This is a genomic window from Pseudomonas sp. Q12-87 (assembly GCF_001269755.1).
In the GTDB taxonomy this organism is placed as follows: Bacteria; Pseudomonadota; Gammaproteobacteria; order Pseudomonadales; family Pseudomonadaceae; genus Aquipseudomonas; species Aquipseudomonas fluorescens_S.
On the sequence record NZ_LHVI01000024.1, the window covers coordinates 71,921 to 96,615 of the forward strand.

Genomic DNA, 24,695 nt, shown 5'->3' on the forward strand with positions numbered 1-24,695 from the left:
TCAACTTAATCGATCACTTACGCAGCGCAACCTTTTGCTCCGTGGGCTCCAGCGACTCACGCTCTCGATCAAATGCCAGATAATACTTATTCACACTATTAACGTAGCTGACCGCGCCCATTCCCACCTGCTCCATGGCAATGCGTTCAACCTGGAAGAACCACTGGTTAGGGTTCAAGCCGCGTCGCCGGGCTTCGGCACGCATGCCTTGGACGCGCTCGGGCCCCATGTTGTAGGCCGCCAGGACGAACGCCATGCGTTCGCGCTCGTTGAGCTTGGGGCTGGCGAAGAATTTGCGGCGGATCATGGCCAGGTACTTGGCGCCGGCCTGCACGTTGGCATCCAGGTTCTGGATGTTATCCACCCCGACCCGCTGGGCCGCCGAAGGGGTGATCTGCATCAGGCCGGTGGGGCCTGAGCCACTGCGGGCGCTGGGTTGCAGGGCCGATTCCTTGAAGGCTAGGGCCGCCAGGTTAAGCCAGTCCATGCCTTGGGCATCGGCATGCTTTTGCAGCACCGGACGCAGTTTCTCCAGGCGCTGTCGATCGGCTCGGGCCAAGGGATAATGGACCTGATACAAGCGGCGGTAGATGCGCAGGAACGCTGCGTCCTGGTTGGACGGTGCCTTGTAGGTCGCCAGGAAGCGGTCGATGCTTGCCCGCAGCATGCCTGCGTCGCGACGCACGAACCAAGATTCGTCGCCTGGTTCGCCGATCGGCACCTGACGGTCCAGGCGCAGCTTGGAAAGGATCTTGCCCCAGCGTTCGGCAATCGGTTGTTCGACGATCGTCAGGTGGAAGATCCCGCCCTGGACCATCTCCAGTACGTCCTCCACCGCCAGAGTGGGATCGACCCACTCGACCTTCACCGGTGGCAACTTGAGCAGCGCCAATTTCTGATTGATCTGGCTCACCGCGTCCCCCGCCGCGCTGCCGTTGGGCAGCGCCAGGGTCTTGCCGGAAAGCTGCTCCAGGCGGGTGTAGCGTTTTTCCCCCTTGATGCCCACTAGCAGCAACGGCACGTTGGTACGGATCGGATCGCTGGCACTGACCGCCTGCCCGGCCTGGGGCTGGAGCAACTCACCGGGCGCGACGAGGTCGCCCTCCCCGCGCTGCAAGGCACCGAGCAACTGGTCCTTGGCCATGGGAATGATCTTGAGCGTAATTTGCTGGCCGTCTTGGGCATGGCCATTGAGGTATTGCTCGAAGGCACGCAGCCGGTGGTATTCGACGCCAATGGGCTCGCCCTGGACTTCACCGGAGCTGTTGCGGCTCTGATTGACCAGCACTTTCAATACCCGGCTGCTGCGGATCTGCGCCAGGTCGCGCGTAGCGCCGGGCGCAACGGTCTGCAGCGGTCCGGGCAGGCGTGCTTCGGCCAGCATTGGCAGCAGCAGCGAACAACACAGCAGTAGCAACACCTGGGGACGTGTCATCCACTCTCCGGAAGGAATACTGCCGACCGCCTCGTTGAAAATTGAGACTGAGTCGACAGAAACAGAGCGCTTTAGGCGCTGAAAAAGTGCGGAAGACTGGCACAGTGATGGCTTTTATACCAATCCAATGTGTCTCGCGGCCTTAACAGACAGCCTCAACCCGTTGTAGTTCTTGGCTTTTCTTATAAATCTACAGCTCTGATATGCTTTCCAGCCTTTGGGCCGAGGTAGCACCATGCAACTCATCGATATCGGCGTCAACCTGACCAACCCCAGTTTTGCCGATAAACACCAGGCGGTGCTTGAGCGCGCCCATGAAGCCGGGGTCTGCCAACTGGTCCTGACGGGCACCAGCATCGAGGGCAGCGAGCAGGCCCTGGCGCTGTGCGAACGCCTCGACAACAGCACCGAGCGGCTATTTTCCACTGCCGGTATCCATCCCCACAGCGCCAGTGAATGGACGGCTGACAGCGCCAGGCACCTCAAGGACTTGCTCAGGCAAAGCCCAGTCCGTGCGGTGGGGGAATGCGGACTGGATTTCAACCGGGACTTTTCTCCCAGGCCGCAACAGGAGAAAGTCCTGGAGCAACATCTGGCCTTGGCGGTGGAATTGCAGTTGCCGGTTTTCCTCCATGAACGAGACGCCGACCAGCGCCTGTTGGAAATCCTCCGGGAGTTTCGCGACCAATTGCCAGCGGCGGTGGTGCACTGTTTTACCGGCGAAAAAAAGGCCCTGTTCAACTATCTCGACCTGGACTTGCACATCGGCATCACGGGCTGGATCTGCGACGAGCGCCGGGGCACGCATCTGCACCCATTGGTGCGCGAAATTCCCCGTGGCCGGCTGATGCTCGAAAGCGACGCTCCATACCTGCTACCCCGCACACTGCGGCCCAAACCCAAGAATGGTCGCAACGAGCCGGCCTATCTGCCGGAGGTTTTGCGCGAGGTGGCCTTGCACCGGGGCGAAACCCAGGAAGACCTGGCGGCTCACAGCACCGCCTGCGCCCGGGCATTTTTCGGGTTGCCTTCAATCTCCTGATTGCCCCCCTGTGGGAGCGAGCCTGCTCGCGATAGCGGAGTATCAGGCGATACACATGCTAGCGGATCAACCGTCATCGCGAGCAGGCTCGCTCCCACAGGGGTAGTACTGCTGTGTCTGTTGACACGCGTCAACATTCAGGTCCTCAGGTAGCGGCACAATACTGGCACCTTGCCAATGCTGTTTCCGCTATCAGAGAAGACCTTCCATGGGTGCCTGGCTTAGCAATATCTCGCTGAAGTACAAATTCTGGGCGGTCAATGCGGTCGCCTTTGTTACCACGTTATTGCTGGTGCTCTATGCCGTGCACCTGGAGCAACAAGCGCGCAACCACGCGGCCCAGGCGAACGCCCAGGCCCAGGCACATTTGCTCGCAGCCTGGCCTGTCGGGCAGGCGCTGCCCAAGTCTGGCTATCTCTTGCCACTCCAACACGATCAAGTCCCCGTGTTCAACGGACAGCCGCTGCCTTCGCTGGCACCGGCCCAGGGCTGGGTCGAACTCAATGCCAGCCTGCTGTTCGGCGATGATCCGCTGCTGGGCGCCGAAGTGATCCGTCGAGGCGACGGCCAACAGCTTGCGGTGCTGGCCCAAGGCGCCAGCCTGAGCCAGGTGTTTGCCGAGCGCTTCAGCCGATACGCCGTGGCCGTGTTCGTTTTGATGCTGGCAATGCTGGGGGCCTCGCAATTGCTCATCCGCTTTTTGCTCAGCCAACTCAACACGCTGAAAGACGTCATGCTGCATGTGGAAAAAACCGGTGACTTGTCTGCCCGCGTGCCCCTGGCCTGCAAGGACGAAGTGGGGCAGATGGCGGCGGCGTTCAACGCCATGCAAGCTGGCTACCAACGTGTGGTCGATACCGTCGCCAGCACGGCCCGGCAACTGGACAGTGGCGCGGCGCGCCTGGCGTCGAGCATGAATGACGTGCGTCACGGCATGCTCGGCCAACAGAGCGAAACCGATCAGGCGGCCACGGCGATCAACGAAATGTCCGCCACGGTTCATCACATCGCCCAGCATGCCGGTGCCACCCGCGACCTGTCGAAAACTGCTGACACCCTGGCCGGCAATGGCCGCGAGGTGGTCAGTCGCGTGCAACAGTCGATCACGGGGCTGTCCTGCGGCGTGCAGCAGACCGCCGAAATGATCCAGCGCCTGGCCGAAGACAGCCAGAAGATCAACGGCGTGGTCAATGTAATCCACAGCATCGCTGAACAAACCAATCTGCTGGCCCTTAACGCCGCCATCGAAGCGGCGCGGGCTGGGGAAATGGGCCGGGGCTTTGCCGTGGTCGCCGACGAGGTGCGCAACCTGGCCAAGCGGGTGCAGTCGTCCACGGATGAAATCACCACCATGATCGCGGCGCTGCAAGCCGGAACCCGGGATGCGGTGGATTTCATGCAGGAAAGCTCATTCAAGGCCGACGATTGCGTGCAACAAGCCCATGAGGCCGGCGAGGCACTGGAGCAAATTACCAGTGCGGTGGCGCAGATGCGTGAAAGCAATACACAGATCGCTGTCGCCGCCGAGCAGCAAAGCCATGTCGCCGAGGAGATGAACCGGGCGGTGGTGAGTATTCGCGACGTGACCGAAAACACCGTGCGCCAAACGGTGGACTCGGCCACCACCAGCCATGAATTGGCCACGTTGGCCGGTGAGTTGAGCAAGGCGATCGGGCAGCTGAAGCTTTAGGACCTTGGCCTGCTCAAGTTCACTGTGGAGAGGGAAAAATGGCTATGACCCCCTATCGCGTCAATAGCCAACCGCGATTCGCCGCCCTGCCCGGGCAGGCCTATTCTTGGGTTATTCGGTTTCATGAACTTAAGGAACAGCATCATGGGCAAACGTCACCCCAACCTTGCGGCCTGGCAATGGCGCGCCTACCCTGACAATCATCGCCACCCCACCAACCTGGTGTTGCACCTGATTGCCGTGCCGCTGTTCATCATCGCGTTTCTGCTGATTGTGTCCGGGGTGTTCAGCCTGAGCCTGGCCGATGTCGCCATCGGCATCATCGGCCTGGTCGCGGCACTTGGCTTGCAGCGCCACGGACATAGCCTCGAGGCCCAGGCCAGCGAACCATTCAGTGACCGCAAAGACGCGGTGTCACGGCTGATGGTGGAACAGTTCCTGACCTTTCCCCGATTCTTGCTCAGCGGTCGCTGGTGGCGCGCCTGGCGGGATCGCCACCGTCACTGATCAGTGGGATACAAGCTTTAGCCGAAGATCGTGACTGTCTGCCGACTCATGGCAATCAAGCGGTCATCGGCACTCCAGAACTTCGCGGCAACGTGGCCGTAGCCGTCCTGGGCGTGCTCGATTTCGGCCAGGTATTTGCACCAGTCCAGAGTGGTGAGCTCCAGCAATGGCTGGACAAACTCGATGGTCCAGGTGAGCGTACTGCCCGGGGCCATTTGCGTGAGGTGCGGCAGCAACGCCGGTGGCCAGGCGTCCACCAACGCGAGGATATGGCTTTCGTTCAACGGCTCCTCTTTCACGTCGCCGCGCAAGCGCACCCAGCCGCCCATGCTGCGGGACTTGTTGCCGGTGAACGGCAGGCCACCGACGCTCCAGCGCATCGCCAGATGGCGCATGAACTCCGGCGTGCCCCCTTTGATGTAGGGCAGCTCCTGGCATTGCTCCACGCTTTTGAATTCCGGTGCGGGGTCGGCCTGCACCGCCACCACCGAGCCACGCGATGCGCCAAAGCTGCCTTGCACCACGGTCACTACCTGGCCGTTCTGCACCGCGCGCCCTAGTACCTGGCTCACCGCCTTGCCTTCTCGCAACACGTCGACTTCGAAACTGACCGGCACATCGGGCGCCACCGGGCCGACAAACGTGATCGCCAGCGAACGCACCGGGCGATCCGCCGGTACCCGGGCCCGCATCGCTTCATATTGCAGCGCCGCCACCAAGCCACCAAAACTGGCGCGGCCCTGGCCCCATTCGGGCGCGATAACCACGGCATCTGGCTGCCGACGCACGGCATCGATCAAATCGGAAAAGCGCATGGCGACCTCGAAGGCAACAGAAAAAAGGATGAAGGAATCTTAACCAGCCCCGGCCAGCGGCACAGCGCTCATTCCGGCCAAAGAGGCTGACAGATAAGCCGCAGTTTTAAATCCACCCCTAATCGACTGTGGGAGCGGGCTTGCTCGCGAATACGGTGGGTCAGTCAGAACTGTATGAACTGATCTATCCCATTCGCGAGCAAGCCCGCTCCCACATGAATCTGTGCAGGATTCAGGATCTGAAGCAACTCGCAATCAGCTTGTCGAGGACCTTATCGGATTTGTCCTCGGCTTTTTCCATGGTGCGCTGCCAGATTGGCACACACGATTGCAGATCAGTTTCTTCCTCGGCCTTGGCGAGCCATTGCCAGCAATCGTGCCAGTCACCCAGCGCGGCCTGGGCAGACTTGAGCCGTGGCAAGGCAGCTTCGGGCAGGCGGTCGAGTTCGGGATAGGCTTCGATGGCGTAGCGCACGCGCTTGATCAACAAGCGCAACCGGTGACGGTCGTGGGCCGGATCATGCAGGGCTTCGCCGAGTTGTTTCCATTGTTTGCCCAGGCGCTTCTCGATGCGCTTGCGCAACCCCTTGAGCAATCCTTCGCGCTGGGCGGCGCGGATGAAGCGTGGGAACGCGTCCAGGATCATCAACAACTGCGCCAGTTGCGCACTGGCGGCCACGCGGGGATAAGCGTCGGCCATCTGCACTCGACGGCGTTGTGCTGCGTCGTTCTTGCCATGCTGCTCAAGGTAGGCCGCGAGCACCTCCCGATCGCGCAGAGGCGTGGTCAGGGCGCCGACCGCCGCAGCGGCGGCTTCCAGTTGCTCGACGCCGGGCAGTCCGCGCAACGGACGAAGCAGGCTGCGCAAACGGCGAACCGTGGTGCGCAGGTCATGCAACGCTTCGCTGTCGGTGTGGGCATTCAAACGGGCCTGACAGGCGAGCAGGCGAACTTCCAGGCCCAATATCCGGGCCACCAGCCGATCGATCATGGGACGCACTCCGTGTGCAGCTCCAAGCTGCGAGGTTCAAGCTGCAAGTGGAAGCAGCTTATGCCGCCTTCTTGAAGCTCGAAGCTCGAAGCTTGCGGCTGTCGTTAACGTCCGGCGCGGGATTCGCGAATGTAGAAACGCGCCTTCTCGGCTTTCTTGGAGCAGCCTTCGAAGGCTTCGAATTGCTGCTGGGTCTTGGCACCAGTCAGCAGCGACAGGGCCTTGGAATAACTGACAGTGCCGGCAAAACCCTCGGCCTTGGCCAGGTCAAGTTCATGCCAGGCGGCGTCGAGCTGGGTACCGCAGCTGTCACGGTAAGCGGTTTTGCCTGCGCAACCGGCCAGGGCCAGAACCATCAGGGACGCCACTAGGGGCAGGCAGATCCGGGCTTTCATCGATTACACCTCAAGTCAGGTAAACAGTCGTGCTGGTAAGACGGTCGCGCCGGTAAAAAGTGCCTGGCCCGCCCGTCTATATTCATGTGTGGCCGAGAATACGCAAATGCCGCGCCGGCGTGTCAAAAAACGACGCCTGCGCCACAACGATTGAGCCAAGTCGTCGATCAGTGCATTGTTGAAGTCTGTTCGACAAGAGGCCAGGTCATGACAAAACGTGTCGCATTGGTATTGGGCTCCGGTGGGGCCCGGGGCTATGCCCATATCGGGGTGATCGAAGAAATCGAACGGCGTGGCTACGACATCGCCTGCATCGCCGGTTGTTCCATGGGCGCTGTCGTGGGCGGGATCTATGCCGCAGGCAAGCTCAAGGATTATCGCAACTGGATCGAAAGCCTGGATTACCTGGATGTGCTGAGACTGGTGGACGTCAGCTTTCGCCTGGGGGCGATCCGTGGCGAAAAAGTCTTCGGGCAGATCCGCAAGATCGTCGGCGAACTGAACATTGAAGACCTGCGCATTCCCTACACCGCCGTCGCGACCGACCTGACCAACCAGCAGGAAATCTGGTTCCAGGAAGGTTGCCTGCACCAGGCGATGCGCGCCTCGGCGGCGATTCCCAGCCTGTTCACCCCGGTGATGCAAGGTAACCGCATGCTGGTGGATGGCGGCCTGCTGAATCCGTTGCCGATCGTGCCGGTGGTGTCGAGCCATTGCGACCTGATCATCGCCGTCAACCTCAACGCCACCAACCAGAAACAGTACCGATTGCCGGTCATCCAGCGCCCCGCCGCGTTCAGGCGGCGCTTCGATACCCTGGTCAGTTCCCTGGGGTCGCGCCTGCCGTTTCGCCGCAAGCAAGCCGAGCAATTGCTGCTGCTGGAACAGGAAGCGTTAAAGGCCGAGGCGGCCGATATCAATCCCTGGCTGGAGTCCGCCGAACCCGAAGGCCAGCAACCGGCCGCCGCACCAGAGACCGAAGGCGCGCCGAAATCCGCCACCGGCTCGTTCATCATCGACAACGTCGGGCCTGCGTCGTTGCTGGATCTGATCAACCAGAGCTTCGAGGTGATGCAGACATCGCTGGCCCAGTACAAGATCGCCGGTTATCCGCCGGATGTGCTGATCAACGTGCCGAAACGGGTGTGCCGGTTTTTCGAGTTCTACAAGGCGCCTGAATTGATCGCCTTGGGGCGAGAGATTGCCAGTGATACGTTGGATCGGTATGAGAGTGAGCAGAATTAAGCATGATTGCTGACCCCATGCGGAGAGGGAGCACGGCTAGAAACCTATTCGTGACTAGATTCCTCATTCACCCAACAACCGATACCCCACCCCCGCCTCAGTCACAATGAACCGGGGCCGGGTCGGGTCGTCGGCGAGTTTCTGGCGCAGGTGCCCGACCACGATCCGCAGGTAGTGGCTGTCTTCGACGTGAGTCGGCCCCCAGATATCCTTGAGCAGTTGCTGCTGGGTGATGACCCGCCCAGGGTGTCGCGCCAGTTGCGCCAGGACCGCGTATTCCTTGCGGGTCAGGGCCACTTCGGCGCCGTCCAGCAGCACCCGTCGATACGCCAGGTCCACCGTCAGCGGGCCGAACTTCAGCGCCGCTTCCTGCGGCTCGCCTGGCGGGGCCTGGCGCAACAGGGCGCGGATTCGGGCGAGGAACTCCTGGATGCCGAACGGTTTGGTCACGTAATCATTCGCACCGTTGTCCAGCGCCTCGACCTTCTGTGCTTCGCTGGCCCGCACCGAGAGCACCAGCACTGGCGCCGTCGACCACTGGCGAAACTCGCGCAATACTTGCTGGCCGTCCATGTCCGGCAACCCCAGGTCGAGCACCAGCAGGTCCGGCTTGTTCAATGCCGCCTGCGCGAGTCCTTCCGTGCCGGTGCCGGCCTCGAGCACTTTATAGCCTTGGGAAACCAGGCTGATGCGCAGGAATTTACGGATCTGCGGTTCGTCATCGATAACCAAAAGGGTTGCGGTCTGGCTCATGGGGTCCGTTCAATGCGGTCAGGTGAAAAGGCAAGCCGGTGGGAAAAGAGTAACCCAGCGCCGCTCAAGCTTCATCGTCCATCCCCGGCTGTGCTTGCAACGGCAGGTGCAAAGTGATGCAGGTGCCACGCCCGTCGAGGCCATCGGTCACGCTGATGCGCCCGCCATGGGCACCGACCATGCCCTGACAGATCGCCAGGCCCAGCCCCGTACCCTGCCCGCCCCGATCACCTCGCGCCGCGGTGTAGAACATGTCGAAGATCTTTTCCCGCTCTTCCTGCGGGATGCCCGGCCCTTCATCGGCGACGGCAAAAAATACTTCGGCGTCCGTCGTCCCCGCGCTCAGCAACAGTCGTCCGTGGGCCGGCGAGAACCGCGCAGCATTCTCCAAAACATTCACCAAGGCTTGTTCGATCAGCGCGGCATGGACATACAGCAGGGGTAATTCGACGGGCACCTCGACGCCGACCGCCAGCGGCGCCAGCACCGCACGCAGGCGGTTCAGCGCGCTGCCGACGATATCTGCCGGCGACACCCAGTCCCGCGCCAGCTTCAGGGCACCGTGGCCAAGGCGGGTCATGTCCAGCAGGTTCTGGATGTAGCGGTCCAGGCGCTCGGCTTCATCGCGGGTGCCCTCGAGCAGCTCGCGACGATCCGCCAGCGGGATCGCCTCCCCCAGCGCCAGCAGGCTGTCGATGCTGCCGCGCATGGCAGTCAGCGGCGTGCGCAGGTCGTGGGACACCGAAGCCAGCAAGGCGCTGCGCAACTGCTCGGTCTCGCCATGCAGGCGCGCCGCTTCCAGATCCTGGGCCAGTTGCGCCCGCGCCAATGCCTGGGCCAACGGCTGACTGAGGGCCGCCAGCAGACGACGACGCTGACCGCTCAGGGGCTTGCCTTCTTTCGGACACACGCCCAATAACGCCAACGGCCCGCCCTCCGCTGACAGTGGCCACCACCACCAACGCCCGGATGGCAGTGTCCCAGTGCCGGCGCCAGCCGGTTGGTCGTGTTGCCAGGACCAGTCGGCTGCCGCGCGCTCGGGTTCGGTGAACGTCAGCGGTTCTCCGCTCTCGATCTTCCAACTGCCTTGGTTGTCGCGGTTGAGCAGGCACAATTGCAAGTCTTGCCAGCCGTTGAGGTGCTGGGCGGCAGCACTGATGACGGCCTGGCGGTCGGTGGCAGCGGTGAGTTTGCGCGACAGGTCGAGCAACTCGCCGGTTTCCTGCTGGGTGTCGCGCAGGGCCTGCAGCTGACGACGCTGGCGGGCCGCCAAGTTGCCGGTCAGGGCCGCCATCAGCAGGAAAAACACCAGTGTCAGCACGTCTTCTTCGCGCTGGATGGTCAGGGAGAAATTCGGCGGGATGAAAAGAAAATCATAGGCCAGGAACGACAGCGCCGCGCAGGCGAGCGCCGGGCCGAGGCTGCTGCGCACGGCCACCAGCAACACCGCCATCAGGAACACCAGGGAAATATTGGGCAATGCCAACACTCCCGAAATCCCCCAGGCCAAGGCGCTGGCCGCCACGGTCGCCAGCAGCGCCAGTACATAATCGAACCCGGTCTGGACGACGCTTGAGCGCACGCGGGCGGGACGGGGTTGCTCGTCGCTGTCCAGCACGTTGATTTCCAGGCCGCGGGCATCACGCAACAGGCGCGAAGCGAGGCCGCCGCCAAACAGCCGCCTGCGCAGGCGCGGCCTGGATTGTCCCACCAACACCAGCGTGGCACGACGCTCGCAGGCATGCTGGATCAAGGTCTTGGCCACCTCGCCGGCTCGCAGCAGCACCACTTCCCCGCCCAGGCGCTCGGCCAATTGCTGGGCATTTTGCAGGCGCTGGCGTGAAGGCTCGTCGCGAACGCTGCCATTGTCCACATGCACCAGGCTCCACGGCAGATGTCGACGCTGGGCAACGCGGCTGGCATGGCGCACCAGGCGTTCAGCCTGGACGTCACCGTCTACGCCCACCAGCAAACGTCCGCGCACCGCCGGTGCGGCCTGGCCCATCTGCCGATAGCCTTGGGCCAAGTCGTTATCGACCTGGGCGGCGGCCGTCTGCATGGCCAATTCGCGCAATGCAGTCAGGTTGGTCTGGGTGAAGAACGCATCGATGGCCGCCCGGGCCTGTTCCGGTACGTAGACCTTGCCGTCGCGCAGGCGCTCCAGGAGCTCGCGCGGTGGCAGGTCGATCAGCAGCAATTCATCGGCTTCCTGCAGGACCCAGTCCGGCAACGTCTCGCGGACCTGCACACCGGTGATGCCGCGCACCTGGTCGTTGAGGCTTTCCAGATGCTGGACGTTGACGGTGGTGTAGACATCGATGCCAGCGCCGAGCAGTTCCTGGATGTCTTGCCAGCGCTTGGCATGGCGGCTGCCGGGCGCGTTGCTGTGGGCCAGTTCATCCACCAGGACCAGGGCTGGCCGGGCCGCCAGCAAACCGTCGAGGTCCATTTCCTCGAGCATGACGCCGCGATATTCCGAGCGCACCAATGGCTGTTGCACCAGGCCGCCAAGCAGCGCTTCGGTTTCGGTTCGGCCATGGGTTTCCACCACACCGGCAATCACCTTTACCCCTTGGCGCAACCGCGTGTGGGCTGCTTGCAGCATGGCGTAGGTCTTGCCGACACCCGGGGCCGCGCCAAGGAAAACCTTGAGTCGGCCTCGGTCGTTGCGGGGCAGATTGGCTAACAGTGCATCGGCGCGGCCGGCGTCGCTCATGCTGGTGGCTCTCGTTTCAGATGTTGATGTAGCGGATGTTCAGCCGCTTTCGCGAGCAAGCCCGCTCCCACCGGATCTACGTAGTACGCTATTTCTACGTCCGCCAAGATTCAATGTGGGAGCGGGCTTGCTCGCGAAGGCGGCTTCACTGGTCTACAGCTTTTCCAACGCCAGGTTCAGCGCCAGCACATTCACTACCGGCGGGCCCACCAAGGGTTGCTCGATGTTGTCGTCGAGCAATCGCTGCAAGGTCGAAACCGGCAGATTGCGCGTCGCGGCGACACGGGCCAGTTGATAGGCAATCGCGGCCGGTGGCAAGTGCGGATCCAGCCCGCTCGCGGAGGTGGTCAGCAGCGCCAGTGGTACCGGCCCCTGCCCGGGCACTTGCAGTTTTTCGGCCTCATCTAGCACCCTTGCGGCCAAGGCCGGGTTGCTCGGGGATAAATTGCTGGCACCGCTGGCGACCGTGGCAAAGGCACCGGCCGATGGCCGTGGATGGAACCAGGCGTCACCGGTGAAATCCTGGGCAATCAGCATCGAGCCACGGACCTTGCCGGTTGCATCCTGTATGAGGCTGCCATTGGCCTGGACGGGAAAGGCGACCTGCGCCACGCCGGTGACCAGCAGTGGGTAGGCGACGCCGGTGATCAGGGTCATCAGAAGCAACAGGCTCAGGGCCGGGCGAACGAGTGTGGACATCCAAATATCCTCAATATGAAAACACATGTGTGGCGAGGGGATTTATCCCCGCTGGGCTGCGCAGCAGCCCCAAAAACAGTCGCCATCGTTTTGCCTGACACACTGAGGTATCAGGCTTGGGGGCCGCTACGCAGCCCAACGGGGATAAATCCCCTCGCCACAATGTCAGTGGTCATCCCATTACTGGCTCAAACCAGACCCATCGCCGTCAGCAACATATCGATCGCCTTGATCCCCACGAACGGCACGACAATCCCGCCCAGGCCATAAATCAACAGGTTGCGCCGCAACAGCGCCGCCGCGCTCGCCGCCTGCACCCGCACGCCACGCAAGGCCAGGGGAATCAGCACGACGATGATCAATGCGTTGAACACGATGGCCGACAGGATCGCGCTCTGCGGGCTGCTCAGGTGCATGACGTTCAACACGCCGAGCTGTGGATAAATCGAAGCGAACAGCGCCGGCAGAATCGCGAAATACTTGGCGATGTCATTGGCGATGGAAAACGTGGTCAGCGCGCCACGGGTCACCAGCAGTTCCTTACCGATCTGCACCACGTCCAGCAACTTGGTCGGGTCGCTGTCGAGGTCGACCATGTTCGCGGCCTCCCGCGCCGCCTGGGTGCCGTCGTTCATCGCCATGCCGACGTCGGCCTGGGCCAGGGCCGGCGCATCGTTGGCACCGTCGCCGCACATCGCCACCAGCCGACCGTCGTTCTGCTCATGGCGGATTCTCGCGAGTTTTTTCTCTGGCGTAGCCTCGGCCAGCACGTCATCAACCCCGGCTTCAGCGGCAATCGCGGCGGCGGTCAATGGGTTGTCACCGGTAACCATCACCGTGCGGATTCCCAGCTTGCGCAGTTCGGCAAAACGCTCACGGATACCCGGCTTGACCACATCCTTGAGATGGATCGCGCCCAGCAGCCGGCCATCCATGCACACCAGCAGCGGCGTGCCACCGCTCTGGGCGATCTTGTCGACCTCCCGGGCCAGGGCCGACGGCAGCTCATTGCGCGGTAGACCGATGAAATCCAACAACGAATCCACAGCGCCTTTGCGGTAGATGCGTCCTTGATAATCGACGCCGGACAACCGCGTCTCGGCGCTGAATGGCACAACCGTCAACGCTTCGAGGCCGGGCTCGGATTGCGGATTCAAGCCCCGCAGGTATTCGACGATGGACTTGCCCTCGGCCGTATCGTCGCCCAGCGAGGCGAACAGCGCACCTTCGGCCAGCGTCTGGGCGCTCACGCCGGGGGCGGCATGGACTGCCGCGCAACGGCGGTTGCCGAAGGTGATGGTGCCGGTCTTGTCCAGCATCAGCACATGCACGTCCCCCGCTGCCTCCACCGCACGGCCGGACTTGGCGATCACGTTCAGGCGCACCAGACGATCCATCCCGGCGATGCCGATGGCCGAGAGCAACCCGCCGATGGTGGTCGGGATCAACGTCACCAACAGCGCCACCAGGAACACCAGGGGCAGGCTGCCATTGGCGAAGTGAGCGAACGGCTGGAGCGTCACCACCACCAGCAGGAAAATCAGCGTCAGGCCGATCAGCAGAATATCGAGCGCCACTTCGTTGGGTGTCTTCTGGCGCTTGGCGCCTTCGACCAGGGCGATCATGCGGTCCAGGGTGGATTCGCCAGGGTTGCTGGTAATCCGTACCAGCAACCAGTCGGACACCAGCCGCGTGTTGCCGGTGACGGCCGAGCGATCACCACCGGACTCACGAATGACCGGCGCCGATTCACCCGTGATGGCAGCCTCGTTGACGGCGGCAATGCCTTCGATCACTTCACCGTCGCCGGGAATCATCTCCCCCGCTGCGACGCGCACCACATCGCCTTTGCGCAAGCGGGTGGCGGGGATCACCTCAAAACCGCTGGCGGTTTGGCGACGTGCGCTCAGGCCCTCACTGCCGGCCTTGAGACTGTCGGCCCGGGCCTTGCCGCGACCTTCGGCCAACGCTTCGGCAAAATTGGCGAACAGCACGGTGAACCAGAGCCACAGGGCAATTTGCGCTGCCACAAACGTCGGCACTGCGCTGTCGGGAATGAAACAGAGGACGGTGGTCAGGATCGCAGTCAGTTCCACCACCAGCATTACCGGGGCGCGTTGCAGCTGGCGCGGGTCGAGCTTGACGAAGGCTTGCACCAGCGCGGGCCGCCACAGGGCCAACAGGCTGGCTTTCGGTTGTTCCGGTGCCTTGGCGGCAACGGTTTTGCTCATCGGCATATTCATCATCAGTTCCTCAGAAGCCCATGCTCAAGTGTTCGGCAATCGGCCCCAGCGCCAGGGTCGGCAGGAAGGTCAGTCCACCCACCAGCAGGATGGTCACGGTCAACAAGGTCACGAACAGCGGGCCGTGGGTGGGGAAGCTGTTCTGGCCGATCGGCGCGGTTTTCTTCAGCGCCAGACTGCCAGCCAACGCCAGCACCGGCAGGATGTAGCCGAAACGGCCGATCAACATGCCCAGGCCCAGCATCAGGTTGTGGAAAGACGTGTTGGCGCTGAACCCTCCGAATGCCGAACCGTTGTTTGCTCCCGCCGAGGTGTAGGCGTACAGCAACTGGCTGAAACCATGGGCCCCCGGATTACTCACCGCCGCGGCCGGCCCGGGCAAACTCGCGGCGATGGCGCCCAGCACCAGCACGCTCACGGGCATGACCAGCAGGGTAACCACCAGCAACTGCACCTCCCTGGCACCCAGCTTCTTGCCCAGGTATTCCGGGGTACGACCGATCATCAATCCAGCCAGAAACACCGCGATCAGCACGTTCAGCAACATGCCGTAGAGCCCGGCCCCAACGCCGCCGAAGATCACTTCGCCGACCATCATGTTCACCAGCGCCACCATGCCGCTCAACGGATTCAGGCTGTCATGCATGGCGTTGACCGAGCCGTTGGACGCCGCTGTGGTGGTCACCGACCACAACACCGTAGCGGTGGTGCCGAAGCGCGCTTCCTTGCCTTCGAGGGGCGCGGTCTGTTCCACGGCAGGGCTGTTCAGGGCTGGGTTGGGCTGGTACTCGGCCCACAGCGACGTGGCGCCGCCGATCAAGAACAGCACCAGCATGCAAGCGATGATCGCCCGGCTCTGACGCAGGTCCTTGACGTAATGGCCAAAGGTAAACACCAGCGCGGCGGGAATCAGGATGATCGAAGCAACCTCGAACAGATTGCTCAGGGCCGTCGGGTTCTCGAAGGGGTGTGCCGAGTTGACGCCGAAAAAACCGCCGCCGTTGGTGCCCAATTGCTTGATGGCGATCTGGCTCGCGGCCGGCCCCAATGGAATCACCTGGTCGACGCCCTGCATCGTCACCCCGTGCACATAATGCGCAAAAGTCTGCGGCACGCCCTGCCACACCAGGAACAGCGCCAACAACAGGCACAGCGGCAACAGCCCATAAAGGGTGGCGCGGGTCATGTCGACCCAGAAGTTGCCCAGCGTCGCGGTGGACTTGCGCCCGATCCCGCGGCAGAGCGCCACCAGCACGGCCAGCCCGGTGGCGGCGCTGACGAAGTTCTGCACGGTCAGGCCGATCATCTGGCTCAGGTAGCTCAGGGATGCCTCGCCGCTGTAGGACTGCCAGTTGGTGTTGGTCACGAAACTCACGGCCGTGTTGAAGGCCTGGGTCCATTCCATGCCCGGCAATTGCTCGGTGTTGAGGGGCAGATATCCTTGGAACAACAAGACCGCGAACAGCACGAAAAAACCGGCCAGGTTGAAGGCGAGCAAGGCCAGGGTGTATTTCTGCCAGCTCTGCTCAAGGTCGGGATCCACGCCGGCCAGGCGATAGCAACCGCGCTCCACCGGGCCGAGGATCGGGGACAGCCAAGTGCGCTGGCCCTCCATCACCCGATAGTAAAAACGCCCCAGAAACGGTGCCGGGATCAGCACCAGGGCAAAAAAGGCGAGGACCAGCCCATAGTCATAACCGTGCATAGCCGCTCCTAGTTCCGATCCGCGCGCAACAGCGCAACCAGCAGATAAATGAACAGCGCCACTGCCAGCAGCAGCGACACCCCGTCCAGAACACTCATGGGATTTCTCCGTGGTACGGCGTCGTGCCGTGTGTGAGGTAATTGTCGGCAAGGGGGCTGTAAAGGAACGAGATCGAAGGGAGGCTTGGGGGGTAAAGAATCTGTAAAAAATGGGGCAAGGCATCGTTATGCCAGTGCCTGGACTGCCGTCTTCGCGAGCAAGCCCGCTCCCACATGGATAGGTTGTGTACGTGAAATCAGTGGATCACCACAGATCTACTGTGGGAGCGGGCTTGCTCGCGAAGACGGCATCACAGACTCTGATGCCCTTAACTGGCGCACAACAGGAGCCCAACGAGCAAGGAACATCCCCGATACGACACCATTTGACCCGTTACGACTGCCCCCGCCACCCTGGCACGCCCACTGCACTGCCCTTCCCCAGCGCTTTTGCTAACGATCGAGGGGAGCCACGATGAACACACAACTCAAACCCACGCTAGGCACCTTGCACTTGTGGGGCATTGCCGTCGGGCTGGTGATTTCGGGCGAGTATTTCGGTTGGAGTTATGGCTGGGGCGTGGCCGGGACGCTGGGTTTTCTGGTGACATCCTTCATGGTCGCGGCCATGTACACCTGTTTCATCTTCAGCTTCACCGAGCTGACCACCGCGATTCCCCACGCCGGCGGGCCGTTTGCCTATAGCCGTCGAGCCTTCGGTGAAAAAGGTGGCTTGATTGCAGGCCTGGCGACGCTGATCGAGTTCGTCTTCGCTCCGCCCGCCATTGCCCTGGCCATCGGTGCCTACCTGAATGTGCAATTTCCCGCCCTGGACCCGAAACACGCGGCGGTCGGCGCCTATATCGTCTTCATGGGCCTGAACATCCTCGGGGTCAAATTGGCTGCGACGTTCGAGCTGATTGTTTGCGTACTGGCCGTGGCCGAACTGTTGGTGTTCATGGGCGTCGTCGCCCCGGCGTTCAGCTTCAGCCATTTTGCCTTGAACGGCTGGGCCGGTTCCGACGTATTCGGCGCACCGGCCATTGCCGGCATGTTCGCCGCGATTCCCTTCGCCATCTGGTTCTTCCTCGCTATTGAAGGCGCAGCGATGGCGGCCGAAGAAGCCAAGGACCCGGAACGTACGATTCCCAAGGCCTACATCAGTGGCATCCTGACCTTGGTGGTGCTGGCGATGGGCGTGATGTTCTTCGCTGGGGGCGTGGGCGATTGGCGGACCCTGTCGAATATCAACGATCCGTTGCCCCAAGCCATGAAAACCGTGGTCGGCGAAAGCTCCGGGTGGTTGCACATGCTGGTATGGATCGGCCTGTTCGGCCTGGTGGCGAGTTTCCATGGCATCATCCTTGGCTATTCGCGCCAGTTCTTCGCCCTGGCCCGCGCCGGCTACCTGCCTGTCTCCCTGGCCAAACTGTCACGCTTCCAGACCCCGCACCGGGCCATCGTCGCCGGTGGCGTGATCGGCATCGCCGCGATCTACAGCGACGGCCTGATCAACCTCGGCGGCATGACCCTGACCGCCGCGATGATCACCATGGCCGTGTTCGGCGCCATCGTCATGTACATCATGAGCATGCTCAGCCTGTTCAAGTTGCGTAAAACCGAACCCAACCTGGAACGTACTTTTCGCGCACCGGGTTATCCGATCGTGCCGGGGATCGCCCTGGTTCTGGCGGTGGTGTGCCTGGTGGCGATGGCCTGGTTCAATGCGCTGATCGGGCTAATCTTCCTCGGCTTCATGGCGGCGGGCTTCCTGTATTTCCTGCTCACCGCACAACTGCGTGCCGATGCGCCGGCTGATGCGATGCTGACCGGGCTCTGAGGTGAAAGCGGCAGAACGGGCGTAGTATTGAACCACTGCGAGCGACTTTCGCTCATAAGTGATAGGTGCGATGGAACAGCGAAATGCTCGTTCGTCCATCGCCCCCTCAAGGAGAGCCCTATGCCCTGGTATGCCTGGTTGATTCTGATTGTTGCAATCGGCTCGATCGTTGGCGGTCTGATGATGCTGCGCGACACCGCCAACAAGGTTGAATTGACGGATGAACAGCGCAAGCGTGTGGCCGAGCGCAATGCCGAGATGGATGCGAAGGAGGCCAAGGATCGTTAAGCCGCACACCGCTTCCGTGGCGAGGGAGCTTGCTCCCGCTGGGGCGCGAAGCGGCCCTAAACCTGCTGGCGCGGAGTGTCAGGCTAAGCGGGTTTGGGCTGTTGGAGCTGCTACGCAGCCCAGCGGGAGCAAGCTCCCTCGCCACAAAAAGCCAGCGCTTGCTACCTCACTGCTCCCAATCCGCCTTGGCAATGTGCAAGCCATGCAAGCCCTTGTATGCCGCCCGCTCAGGCTGGCTCCAGCCTGCCAGCAATGAATCCTCGAGCCTGTAGATCTCCACTCCCAGGGGACGACAGACGCTAAGCGGATCTTGCGCATCCGGCCCCCACATCGCCAGCGACAGGTCACCACCAGGACAGGTGGACAACGCGCACAGCAGATCGATCTCGGCAAAAAACTCCAGGTAGTCGCCCTTCTGCGCCGGACAGGCCTTCATGAAATACATGTCGTCATGATTGAGCCCCGTGCACTGGAAAATATTCAACACGTCGTGCACATCGAACTCCGTCAGGCCGTGGGGCAACACCGCACGGGTCAGGTTCGAGTGACAGTGATGGTGGAAGTCCTCTCCGGTCAGCATCTTGTTCACATAGGGATCGCAGCGCGTACCCAGCAAGTCGTGCAGCCGTCCACCGTGCTCATCGATGCCATAACCGGCCAGGCTGTCATCGGTGATGGTCACCAGTGGCCGCAGGAATGGCAGGTTCGACCACAACCGATCATGAGTGCTGACATGTGCACCTTGGAGCTGGCGAGTACGCGCCGCCCAGAGGCGTTCACGGGGATCGTGGGCGTTCCAGACGTTGAAATCGCCCACCTGCGGGCCCACAGGGGTAGTGACGCGAAACACATGACCGGCCGGTACGTGCCAGGCTCGGCCGGTGCGGATCGGGACTTCGAATTGCTCGATCAGCGTGCGCTTGTCCTGCTGGGTGCGGATGCGGTCGTAGAAAGGTTTGTCCACCTGCAGGGCTGAGCCTTTGCTGACCTGGTAGGCGGCTGGGTAGTCTTTGTGCATGGCGAGAATCCTTGATCAGGTGTGATTGGCAAGAGTCAGTAGTTGCAAAAGCAGTTGCTCGGAATCGTCGAGATAAAGGCTCAGTGACGTTTCATGCCGGGTTCAATCACGCCGATGTTTTACAGAGCTTGCTGGCCTTCACTCTGCCGAAGTCAAACCCACCGGAAAGCGCGGACCGGTCATTGCGACCGGCCTCTTTTCCCATCAGCGCTTTCCGTGCGACGTAATCAGGAGCAGTGCCTGTCAGAGCTTACCGAAATTGACACAGCAATAACCTTTATCATCTTTTTCCTGCGCCTCCCTGAATGGATAGGGTACCCATTCGCACCGGGTGATCAGCCCCGGACTGTTTAGTCCTTTTAGAAACGGCAACAACTTGCCGTTACTCAAGTCGCCGCCATATCCAATTTCGGACACATAGAGAACGTGGATCGGTTGCTTATCGCGCAGATAGGCAAAGTATGTCATATGATCAACGACAACGTTCTCTGCTGACTGCGTGGGAATATTGCATGACGTCCCCAACTTTGTAATTGACTCCAAATGAGGTTGTACACCAAAAACCGGAATTGACAATGGTTGCCCAGGCAAGCTTGACTGGGTAAAAGCTGCATTACCAACGAGGCCTGGCGTAACGAATACCGACAATGTCACCAGCGATGCCGTCGCAAGGATCAATAGAAGTGAATAAGCGGCCAATACCGATGCGTTGTTCAGCTTCGCTGCGCGCCGGGTATGCATCAATAAGGCCGCGATAATGATGGAAACAGGCACGAATTGAACGCCTGCGTAGAAATTCTGGATATTGTAGAAGAATGCGTTAATCACATTTGCCCCGGTCAACAATAGCGCCAACACCACCGGGACAGTGATTCGTCGGCGAAGCACTTGCAACAAAAACACCAGAATGCTTAGAATGTGAGTCGCGACTATAAATGCGTATAGGGCGTATTCAATGGTCAAGTTAAGATATGGCAACGCTCCAAAGCTGTCCGTCATCGGAGGCAGCCAACCGGATTGGTAAGTAGCATTAAAGTTCAGGTGCGGCAACATCCGCTCAGGAAAGCTTATTAAATTGTTATAGGCGGCGCTGATGAACTCAAAGGGGGCACTGAACAACATTCCCGGCAATAGGGTGTTGGTCGCTAACAGCTGTTGAATTTGGGGAGCGTCTTGGCAGGCCCCCAGTGCGCTGAAATACAGGAAGACTTGAACGCACAAGGCCAATACGAATAGCAGCAGGCCATAGCGAACCACTTTATGGTAGGTAGCTGTCGCCGACCAGACGGCCGCCAGCGCGAACGGCATGTAAAACAGGCTTTTGGGATGAGCATAGAAGAACAAAGACAGCAAAAATGCTAACCCTACCCCGATTGCCGCTTGTGCTCGTGGAGACTTTCCTTCCTTCAAAAACAGAGCAGACAGGCAGAGCACCAGAATCGCCAGTATCAGAAGATGCTCCGGACGCGACATAACCCACAAAAAAGGCAAGACACCCAGCGACGCCACTGCGACTAATCCGGCAAAACGCTGGAGCCCTGCTCCCGAGTCGTGCGCTTGGCGCAAACACCAATAAGCCAGCAAACCGAACCAGATCAGCGCTAAAACAATACCACTGACCCTCAGGCCAAGCGGCCCCAGATGACCATATACGGCCGACAGTGACATCGCAGCCGGATAAAATATCCAAACGACCGCTCGCCCGGCGGTGGCCGTGCATTGTGGATATAACGTAACCGCATTGCCTTCCTCAAGAAAAAGCCGCGCAATTCTGAATTTTGTCACCACCTCATCAGAATAGATTGGGAGAAATATCCCACTCAGCAATACTGCAAAAAACAATATCAGGTGCAGGATCTGGATTTTTCTTATTACCGCTTCTCTCATCAATCAAACATCCGGTCGAATCAAGATGGACTGTCCATCTTGTCAATAGAGGCTCACTCGCCAGCGCCGATGATAGCCGAATCCCGACACCGAACCTATCATGCGTCCGTCGCGCCCACTGTTCGGCGTGATATCCATTTAGGGTAACGCTTCGAACACCAACCTAGCCCCCGCCTATTGAAGAAGCATCAAGCTCCCGGTGCCGTGACACCTTCTCTTCCATGGCTTAAAATCCTTCACTTTTTAACGAAGATCCGCTGAGGTTCCACAATGCCTGCTTGAAGTCGAGCGACGCTGGTGACTGGTAAAGCCTGATGCTCACCCCATCGGCTGCGACATGCCGTGCACGACCAAGCGGAAGCAACGAATCTACAAGCCCGTAACATCCATACAGGACGCATCGGCAGCCTGTGTCATCGTTTAATCCAATGGTCAGGATGAAGCTCAAGGTGATCGATAGAACCGTTTCAGTTAGCTTGGTTGTACCCGTTTTTAGGAGCATGAATACGCTCCCGGAGTTTTACGCACGTGCACAAGCAGCCCTCGGGCTGATTTGCGACGACTGGGAGATTATCCTGGTGGACGATGCGAGCCCGGATCAGACGTGGTTTGCCGCACTGGCGCTTCACGAACAGGACCCGCGGGTCAAAGCCATTCGCTTCGCAAGGAACAAAGGGCAACAACATGCCACCCTGTGCGGCATCAGCTACGCCTGCAAACGCTATGTCGTGACGATTGACGACGATCTGCAGTGTTTTCCTGAGGACTTGTCGCTTTTCATCGACCAGCTCCAGGCGGGCAAGCATGTCGTAATCGGCAAGATACCGATGGCCGAGAAACAACACAGTACCTGGCGCAACCTGGCCTCTTGGCTTAATCAGAAACTAGTCAGCAAGGTGTTGGGCAAACCGACTGATTTCGGTCTTTCTAGCTACAGGGCGATGAGCCAGCAAGTGGCGAAACAGCTGGCCAGGTATCAAGGATCACATCCTCACATTGCCGCGATGCTGTTCAATTCGGTGCCCATCAGCATGATGGCGAATGTGACCATACGTCACGCACCGCGCGCCGACGGCGGTCCAAGCACCTACACCTTGGGCAAGATGTTCAAAACGCTATCGTTCCTCATTATCAACTACTCGCTCCTGCCATTGCGCTATGTGGTGATTTGGGGATTCATGGTCAGTGCGTCGAGTATTCTCTTCGCAGTGTTCGTGCTGCTGCGCACCCTCCTGACTGACCATATTGTGCCCGGCTGGGCGTCACTTGCTATCCTCGTGTCCTTTCTTGCCGGCAACATACTTTTGGCTTTGGGCGTACAGGGTGAGTACCTAGGGAGGCTGGTAGAAAACGCAACTCACCTTAGCCAGTTCCCAATTATCGAAGAGCATGTGGATTAATAATGACCTCCACCTACCGAGTCATGGATTATTTTCCGCCCGAAGATACTTTAAATAGCGGTTTCTTTACGCACCTCGACGAAATTGAAGCACAAGCACCCGGCGCCTTGGTGTACTGTCAGAACATTCACTACCTGCATAAAGCGCTGGCCATCGTGAACGTGGCCTGTATTCTGTGCCCCGAAAATCTGATGGATGAAGTACGGGCGACGGAAAAAACAATTGTATTCTGCGTCGACCCTCGAACCGCCTTTTTCCGTCTCTACAATAGTTTCAACCAAGAGGCGGGATGCGCAACTTTGCCTCCCCCCATCATCGGAGACAACTGCAAACTACACCCCAGCGCCGTTATCTCGCCATTGGCTAAACTGGGCAACAACGTCGAAGTTTCAGCGAATGTTGTCATTGAAGGCCCTGTCGAGATCGGAGACAACGTTTTCATCGGTTCGAATGCCGTAGTGGGCGCCGAGGGCCTCATCACCCTGCGCAACGGCGACGGCACGCTGACGATGGTCAAGCATCAGGGCGGCGTACGCATCGGATCAGGCTGTCAAGTGCTCGCTGGCGCGGTGATTGCGCGCTCTTTATTCCAGCAACCGACCACTATCCACGATAATTGCCAGATTGGCATCATGACGAATATTGGTCACGGCGCGGTGATTGGCAAAAATTGCGTTGTATCCGGCAACACCGTGGTCGCCGGGCGCTCTCGCTTGGGAGCAGGCGTATGGGTCGGTGCCTCCTGCTCCATCGCCCAGGGTCTGGTGATCGGGGACGCTGTACAAATAAAAATGGGCTCGGTAGTCATCAGCGATATCGCACCACATAGCGTTGTGTCCGGAAACTTCGCGATCAATCATAGGGCGAACATGACGGCCCACCTGGGGAAATTGAAATGATGCACTCCACCGAGCTTTCACTGGGTTTCAAGGGCGAAAGGACTTATATACAGGGAGCCGACATCCTCTGTGCCACGATGCAATCCATTATGGATCGTGCGCCGGACGCAAGGATCGAAAAGCTCGACTTCAAAATTGGCAGAATGACCAGCCATCTCCTCAGTTGTCACTGGTGGCCAAGGTCCGCTCCTCAAACGCCAGGGGGTAACGACATTGCCAGCTTCACTTTTCACCTAGATGGCGTTGAACATGAAGGCAGATTGATTCAAGCCGAAGGACTTGCCGAAACTCGACGCGCCTATGACGAGTCGCTGGTCAACAGCAACAGCCATTACTCTCCCGCCAAGCATTCGATTAGCCTGACGAACATGCCAGCAAACTTTTCTTCGATAGAAGTGCTGATATCACTGAACAAGGCGTTGCATCTCAAAGAACTGTGCCTACCCAGTGCTCACCAATGGGTTTTCTGCCGCTGGGAAAGCCCCGAGTGGCCGCTGAGCCATGAGTTGGGCGGAGTAGAGCTGACGATCGAACAAACCCTGGGCACCCGACTGACCCGTACTCGCATTGAACTCGGTTCGGAACAGATCGGCACCATTTACTTCAGCGCCCTGAACGTCGATTGACGGCCGCGCGGGAAAAGGTCGTGAACTGCATGCAGGACAGCCCCGCTACTGCCTGGATTGTGGCAAAATTCTCGGCCTTGAGCTTCGCGCCCGCCGCGAAATCGCCTTCCAACCGTCGCATCATTTAATCCGAGTAGAAAAATTTCTGACCGGGATAACAGCAACACCAGAACGAGGAAACACCGACCGTGCCAACTACAAAAGAAACGATCGTTGAGCTCATCAAGAAAGCTAATGTTGTGGCGGACGCTTCGTCATTACGTGACAACCTGAAGTTGATCGACCAGGGAATCGACTCGATGGATATTTTCGCCATCATGATTGCTATCCAGGACCATTACCAGATTCAGATACCCGACGACGACATTGAACGCCTTCAAACAGTGAACGACTTGGTCGGTTATATAGACTCTAAACAGTCATAAGCAATATTTTGTCACTCAAGGTGAAACATGGTGCAAAC

General features: G+C 60.1%; 22 protein-coding genes. 10 read left to right on the plus strand and 12 right to left on the minus strand.

Going from position 1 to position 24,695, the window contains the following annotated elements; genetic code table 11:
- Positions 1 to 13: 13 nt before the first annotated feature.
- The gene (locus tag AD663_RS18700) at positions 14 to 1,435 is read right to left on the minus strand and encodes a transglycosylase SLT domain-containing protein (RefSeq protein ID WP_053214327.1); all 1,422 of its coding nucleotides are present in this window, start codon (positions 1,433 to 1,435) and stop codon (positions 14 to 16) included.
- Between the two features lie 235 nt (positions 1,436 to 1,670).
- Here AD663_RS18700 and AD663_RS18705 point away from each other — a divergent pair, with 235 nt between their 5' ends.
- The 3 genes from AD663_RS18705 (at position 1,671) to AD663_RS18715 (ending at position 4,674) form a co-directional block, all read left to right on the plus strand.
- Positions 1,671 to 2,477 carry a TatD family hydrolase gene (locus tag AD663_RS18705; RefSeq protein ID WP_053214328.1) on the plus strand — a complete coding sequence of 269 codons (807 nt, stop codon included), beginning with the start codon at positions 1,671 to 1,673 and terminating at the stop codon, positions 2,475 to 2,477.
- A 208-nt stretch (positions 2,478 to 2,685) separates the two neighbouring features.
- Positions 2,686 to 4,167, plus strand: a complete 1,482-nt coding sequence (locus AD663_RS18710) for a methyl-accepting chemotaxis protein (RefSeq protein ID WP_053214329.1) — start codon at positions 2,686 to 2,688, stop codon at positions 4,165 to 4,167.
- A gap of 144 nt (positions 4,168 to 4,311) precedes the next feature.
- Positions 4,312 to 4,674: an Mpo1-like protein gene (locus AD663_RS18715; protein ID WP_003183809.1), complete on the plus strand. Its 363-nt coding sequence runs from the start codon at positions 4,312 to 4,314 to the stop codon at positions 4,672 to 4,674.
- A 17-nt stretch (positions 4,675 to 4,691) separates the two neighbouring features.
- On the opposite strand, the gene AD663_RS18720 is transcribed toward AD663_RS18715, so the two are convergent.
- The 3 genes from AD663_RS18720 to AD663_RS18730 all read right to left on the minus strand — a co-directional run bounded on the left by AD663_RS18720 (position 4,692) and on the right by AD663_RS18730 (position 6,875).
- On the minus strand, positions 4,692 to 5,489 hold the full coding sequence (locus tag AD663_RS18720; RefSeq protein ID WP_003183811.1) for an acyl-CoA thioesterase II: 798 nt from the start codon (positions 5,487 to 5,489) through the stop codon (positions 4,692 to 4,694).
- 232 nt (positions 5,490 to 5,721) lie between these two features.
- Positions 5,722 to 6,480, minus strand: a complete 759-nt coding sequence (locus AD663_RS18725; RefSeq protein ID WP_003183813.1) for a CHAD domain-containing protein — start codon at positions 6,478 to 6,480, stop codon at positions 5,722 to 5,724.
- Positions 6,481 to 6,584: 104 nt separating this feature from the next.
- Positions 6,585 to 6,875: a hypothetical protein gene (locus AD663_RS18730; RefSeq protein ID WP_003183815.1), complete on the minus strand. Its 291-nt coding sequence runs from the start codon at positions 6,873 to 6,875 to the stop codon at positions 6,585 to 6,587.
- A 207-nt stretch (positions 6,876 to 7,082) separates the two neighbouring features.
- On the opposite strand from AD663_RS18730, the gene AD663_RS18735 reads away from it, so the two are divergent.
- Positions 7,083 to 8,120, plus strand: coding sequence for a patatin-like phospholipase family protein (locus AD663_RS18735; protein WP_003183817.1), 1,038 nt, complete (start codon positions 7,083 to 7,085; stop codon positions 8,118 to 8,120).
- A 63-nt stretch (positions 8,121 to 8,183) separates the two neighbouring features.
- Here the strand turns inward: AD663_RS18735 and AD663_RS18740 are convergent, their stop codons facing one another.
- The 6 genes from AD663_RS18740 to kdpF all read right to left on the minus strand — a co-directional run bounded on the left by AD663_RS18740 (position 8,184) and on the right by kdpF (position 16,334).
- Positions 8,184 to 8,873, minus strand: a complete 690-nt coding sequence (locus tag AD663_RS18740; RefSeq protein WP_003183819.1) for a response regulator — start codon at positions 8,871 to 8,873, stop codon at positions 8,184 to 8,186.
- Between the two features lie 64 nt (positions 8,874 to 8,937).
- Positions 8,938 to 11,589, minus strand: a complete 2,652-nt coding sequence (locus AD663_RS18745) for a sensor histidine kinase KdpD (protein ID WP_003183821.1) — start codon at positions 11,587 to 11,589, stop codon at positions 8,938 to 8,940.
- A gap of 153 nt (positions 11,590 to 11,742) precedes the next feature.
- Positions 11,743 to 12,288: a potassium-transporting ATPase subunit KdpC gene (gene kdpC, locus AD663_RS18750; protein ID WP_003183824.1), complete on the minus strand. Its 546-nt coding sequence runs from the start codon at positions 12,286 to 12,288 to the stop codon at positions 11,743 to 11,745.
- A gap of 188 nt (positions 12,289 to 12,476) precedes the next feature.
- Positions 12,477 to 14,531: a potassium-transporting ATPase subunit KdpB gene (gene kdpB / locus AD663_RS18755; RefSeq protein ID WP_003183826.1), complete on the minus strand. Its 2,055-nt coding sequence runs from the start codon at positions 14,529 to 14,531 to the stop codon at positions 12,477 to 12,479.
- A gap of 10 nt (positions 14,532 to 14,541) precedes the next feature.
- Positions 14,542 to 16,236, minus strand: coding sequence for a potassium-transporting ATPase subunit KdpA (kdpA, locus tag AD663_RS18760; protein WP_053214330.1), 1,695 nt, complete (start codon positions 16,234 to 16,236; stop codon positions 14,542 to 14,544).
- An 8-nt stretch (positions 16,237 to 16,244) separates the two neighbouring features.
- Positions 16,245 to 16,334, minus strand: a complete 90-nt coding sequence (gene kdpF, locus AD663_RS18765) for a K(+)-transporting ATPase subunit F (RefSeq protein WP_003218754.1) — start codon at positions 16,332 to 16,334, stop codon at positions 16,245 to 16,247.
- A gap of 415 nt (positions 16,335 to 16,749) precedes the next feature.
- On the opposite strand from kdpF, the gene eat reads away from it, so the two are divergent.
- Both eat and AD663_RS28540 read left to right on the plus strand, forming a co-directional pair.
- On the plus strand, positions 16,750 to 18,114 hold the full coding sequence (eat, locus tag AD663_RS18770) for an ethanolamine permease (protein WP_053214331.1): 1,365 nt from the start codon (positions 16,750 to 16,752) through the stop codon (positions 18,112 to 18,114).
- Positions 18,115 to 18,234: 120 nt separating this feature from the next.
- Positions 18,235 to 18,402 (plus strand): DUF2897 family protein, encoded by a 168-nt coding sequence (locus AD663_RS28540; protein ID WP_003183831.1) that lies wholly within the window; start codon positions 18,235 to 18,237, stop codon positions 18,400 to 18,402.
- A gap of 166 nt (positions 18,403 to 18,568) precedes the next feature.
- Here AD663_RS28540 and AD663_RS18775 read toward each other — a convergent pair whose 3' ends face one another.
- The gene (locus tag AD663_RS18775; RefSeq protein WP_053214332.1) at positions 18,569 to 19,420 is read right to left on the minus strand and encodes a DUF1989 domain-containing protein; all 852 of its coding nucleotides are present in this window, start codon (positions 19,418 to 19,420) and stop codon (positions 18,569 to 18,571) included.
- 243 nt (positions 19,421 to 19,663) lie between these two features.
- The gene (locus AD663_RS18780) at positions 19,664 to 21,307 is read right to left on the minus strand and encodes a hypothetical protein (RefSeq protein WP_033046181.1); all 1,644 of its coding nucleotides are present in this window, start codon (positions 21,305 to 21,307) and stop codon (positions 19,664 to 19,666) included.
- A gap of 437 nt (positions 21,308 to 21,744) precedes the next feature.
- Here AD663_RS18780 and AD663_RS18785 point away from each other — a divergent pair, with 437 nt between their 5' ends.
- The 4 genes from AD663_RS18785 (at position 21,745) to AD663_RS18800 (ending at position 24,657) form a co-directional block, all read left to right on the plus strand.
- Entirely contained in the window at positions 21,745 to 22,707 is a 963-nt protein-coding gene (locus tag AD663_RS18785) for a glycosyltransferase family 2 protein (protein ID WP_225970841.1), read from the plus strand.
- A 2-nt stretch (positions 22,708 to 22,709) separates the two neighbouring features.
- Positions 22,710 to 23,606, plus strand: a complete 897-nt coding sequence (locus AD663_RS18790; RefSeq protein ID WP_053214333.1) for a DapH/DapD/GlmU-related protein — start codon at positions 22,710 to 22,712, stop codon at positions 23,604 to 23,606.
- Positions 23,603 to 24,232, plus strand: coding sequence for a hypothetical protein (locus tag AD663_RS28950; RefSeq protein ID WP_003183842.1), 630 nt, complete (start codon positions 23,603 to 23,605; stop codon positions 24,230 to 24,232). Before AD663_RS18790 ends, AD663_RS28950 begins: the two co-directional genes overlap by 4 nt.
- 188 nt (positions 24,233 to 24,420) lie before the next feature.
- Positions 24,421 to 24,657 (plus strand): acyl carrier protein, encoded by a 237-nt coding sequence (locus AD663_RS18800; RefSeq protein WP_053214334.1) that lies wholly within the window; start codon positions 24,421 to 24,423, stop codon positions 24,655 to 24,657.
- The last annotated feature ends 38 nt before the right edge of the window (positions 24,658 to 24,695 follow it).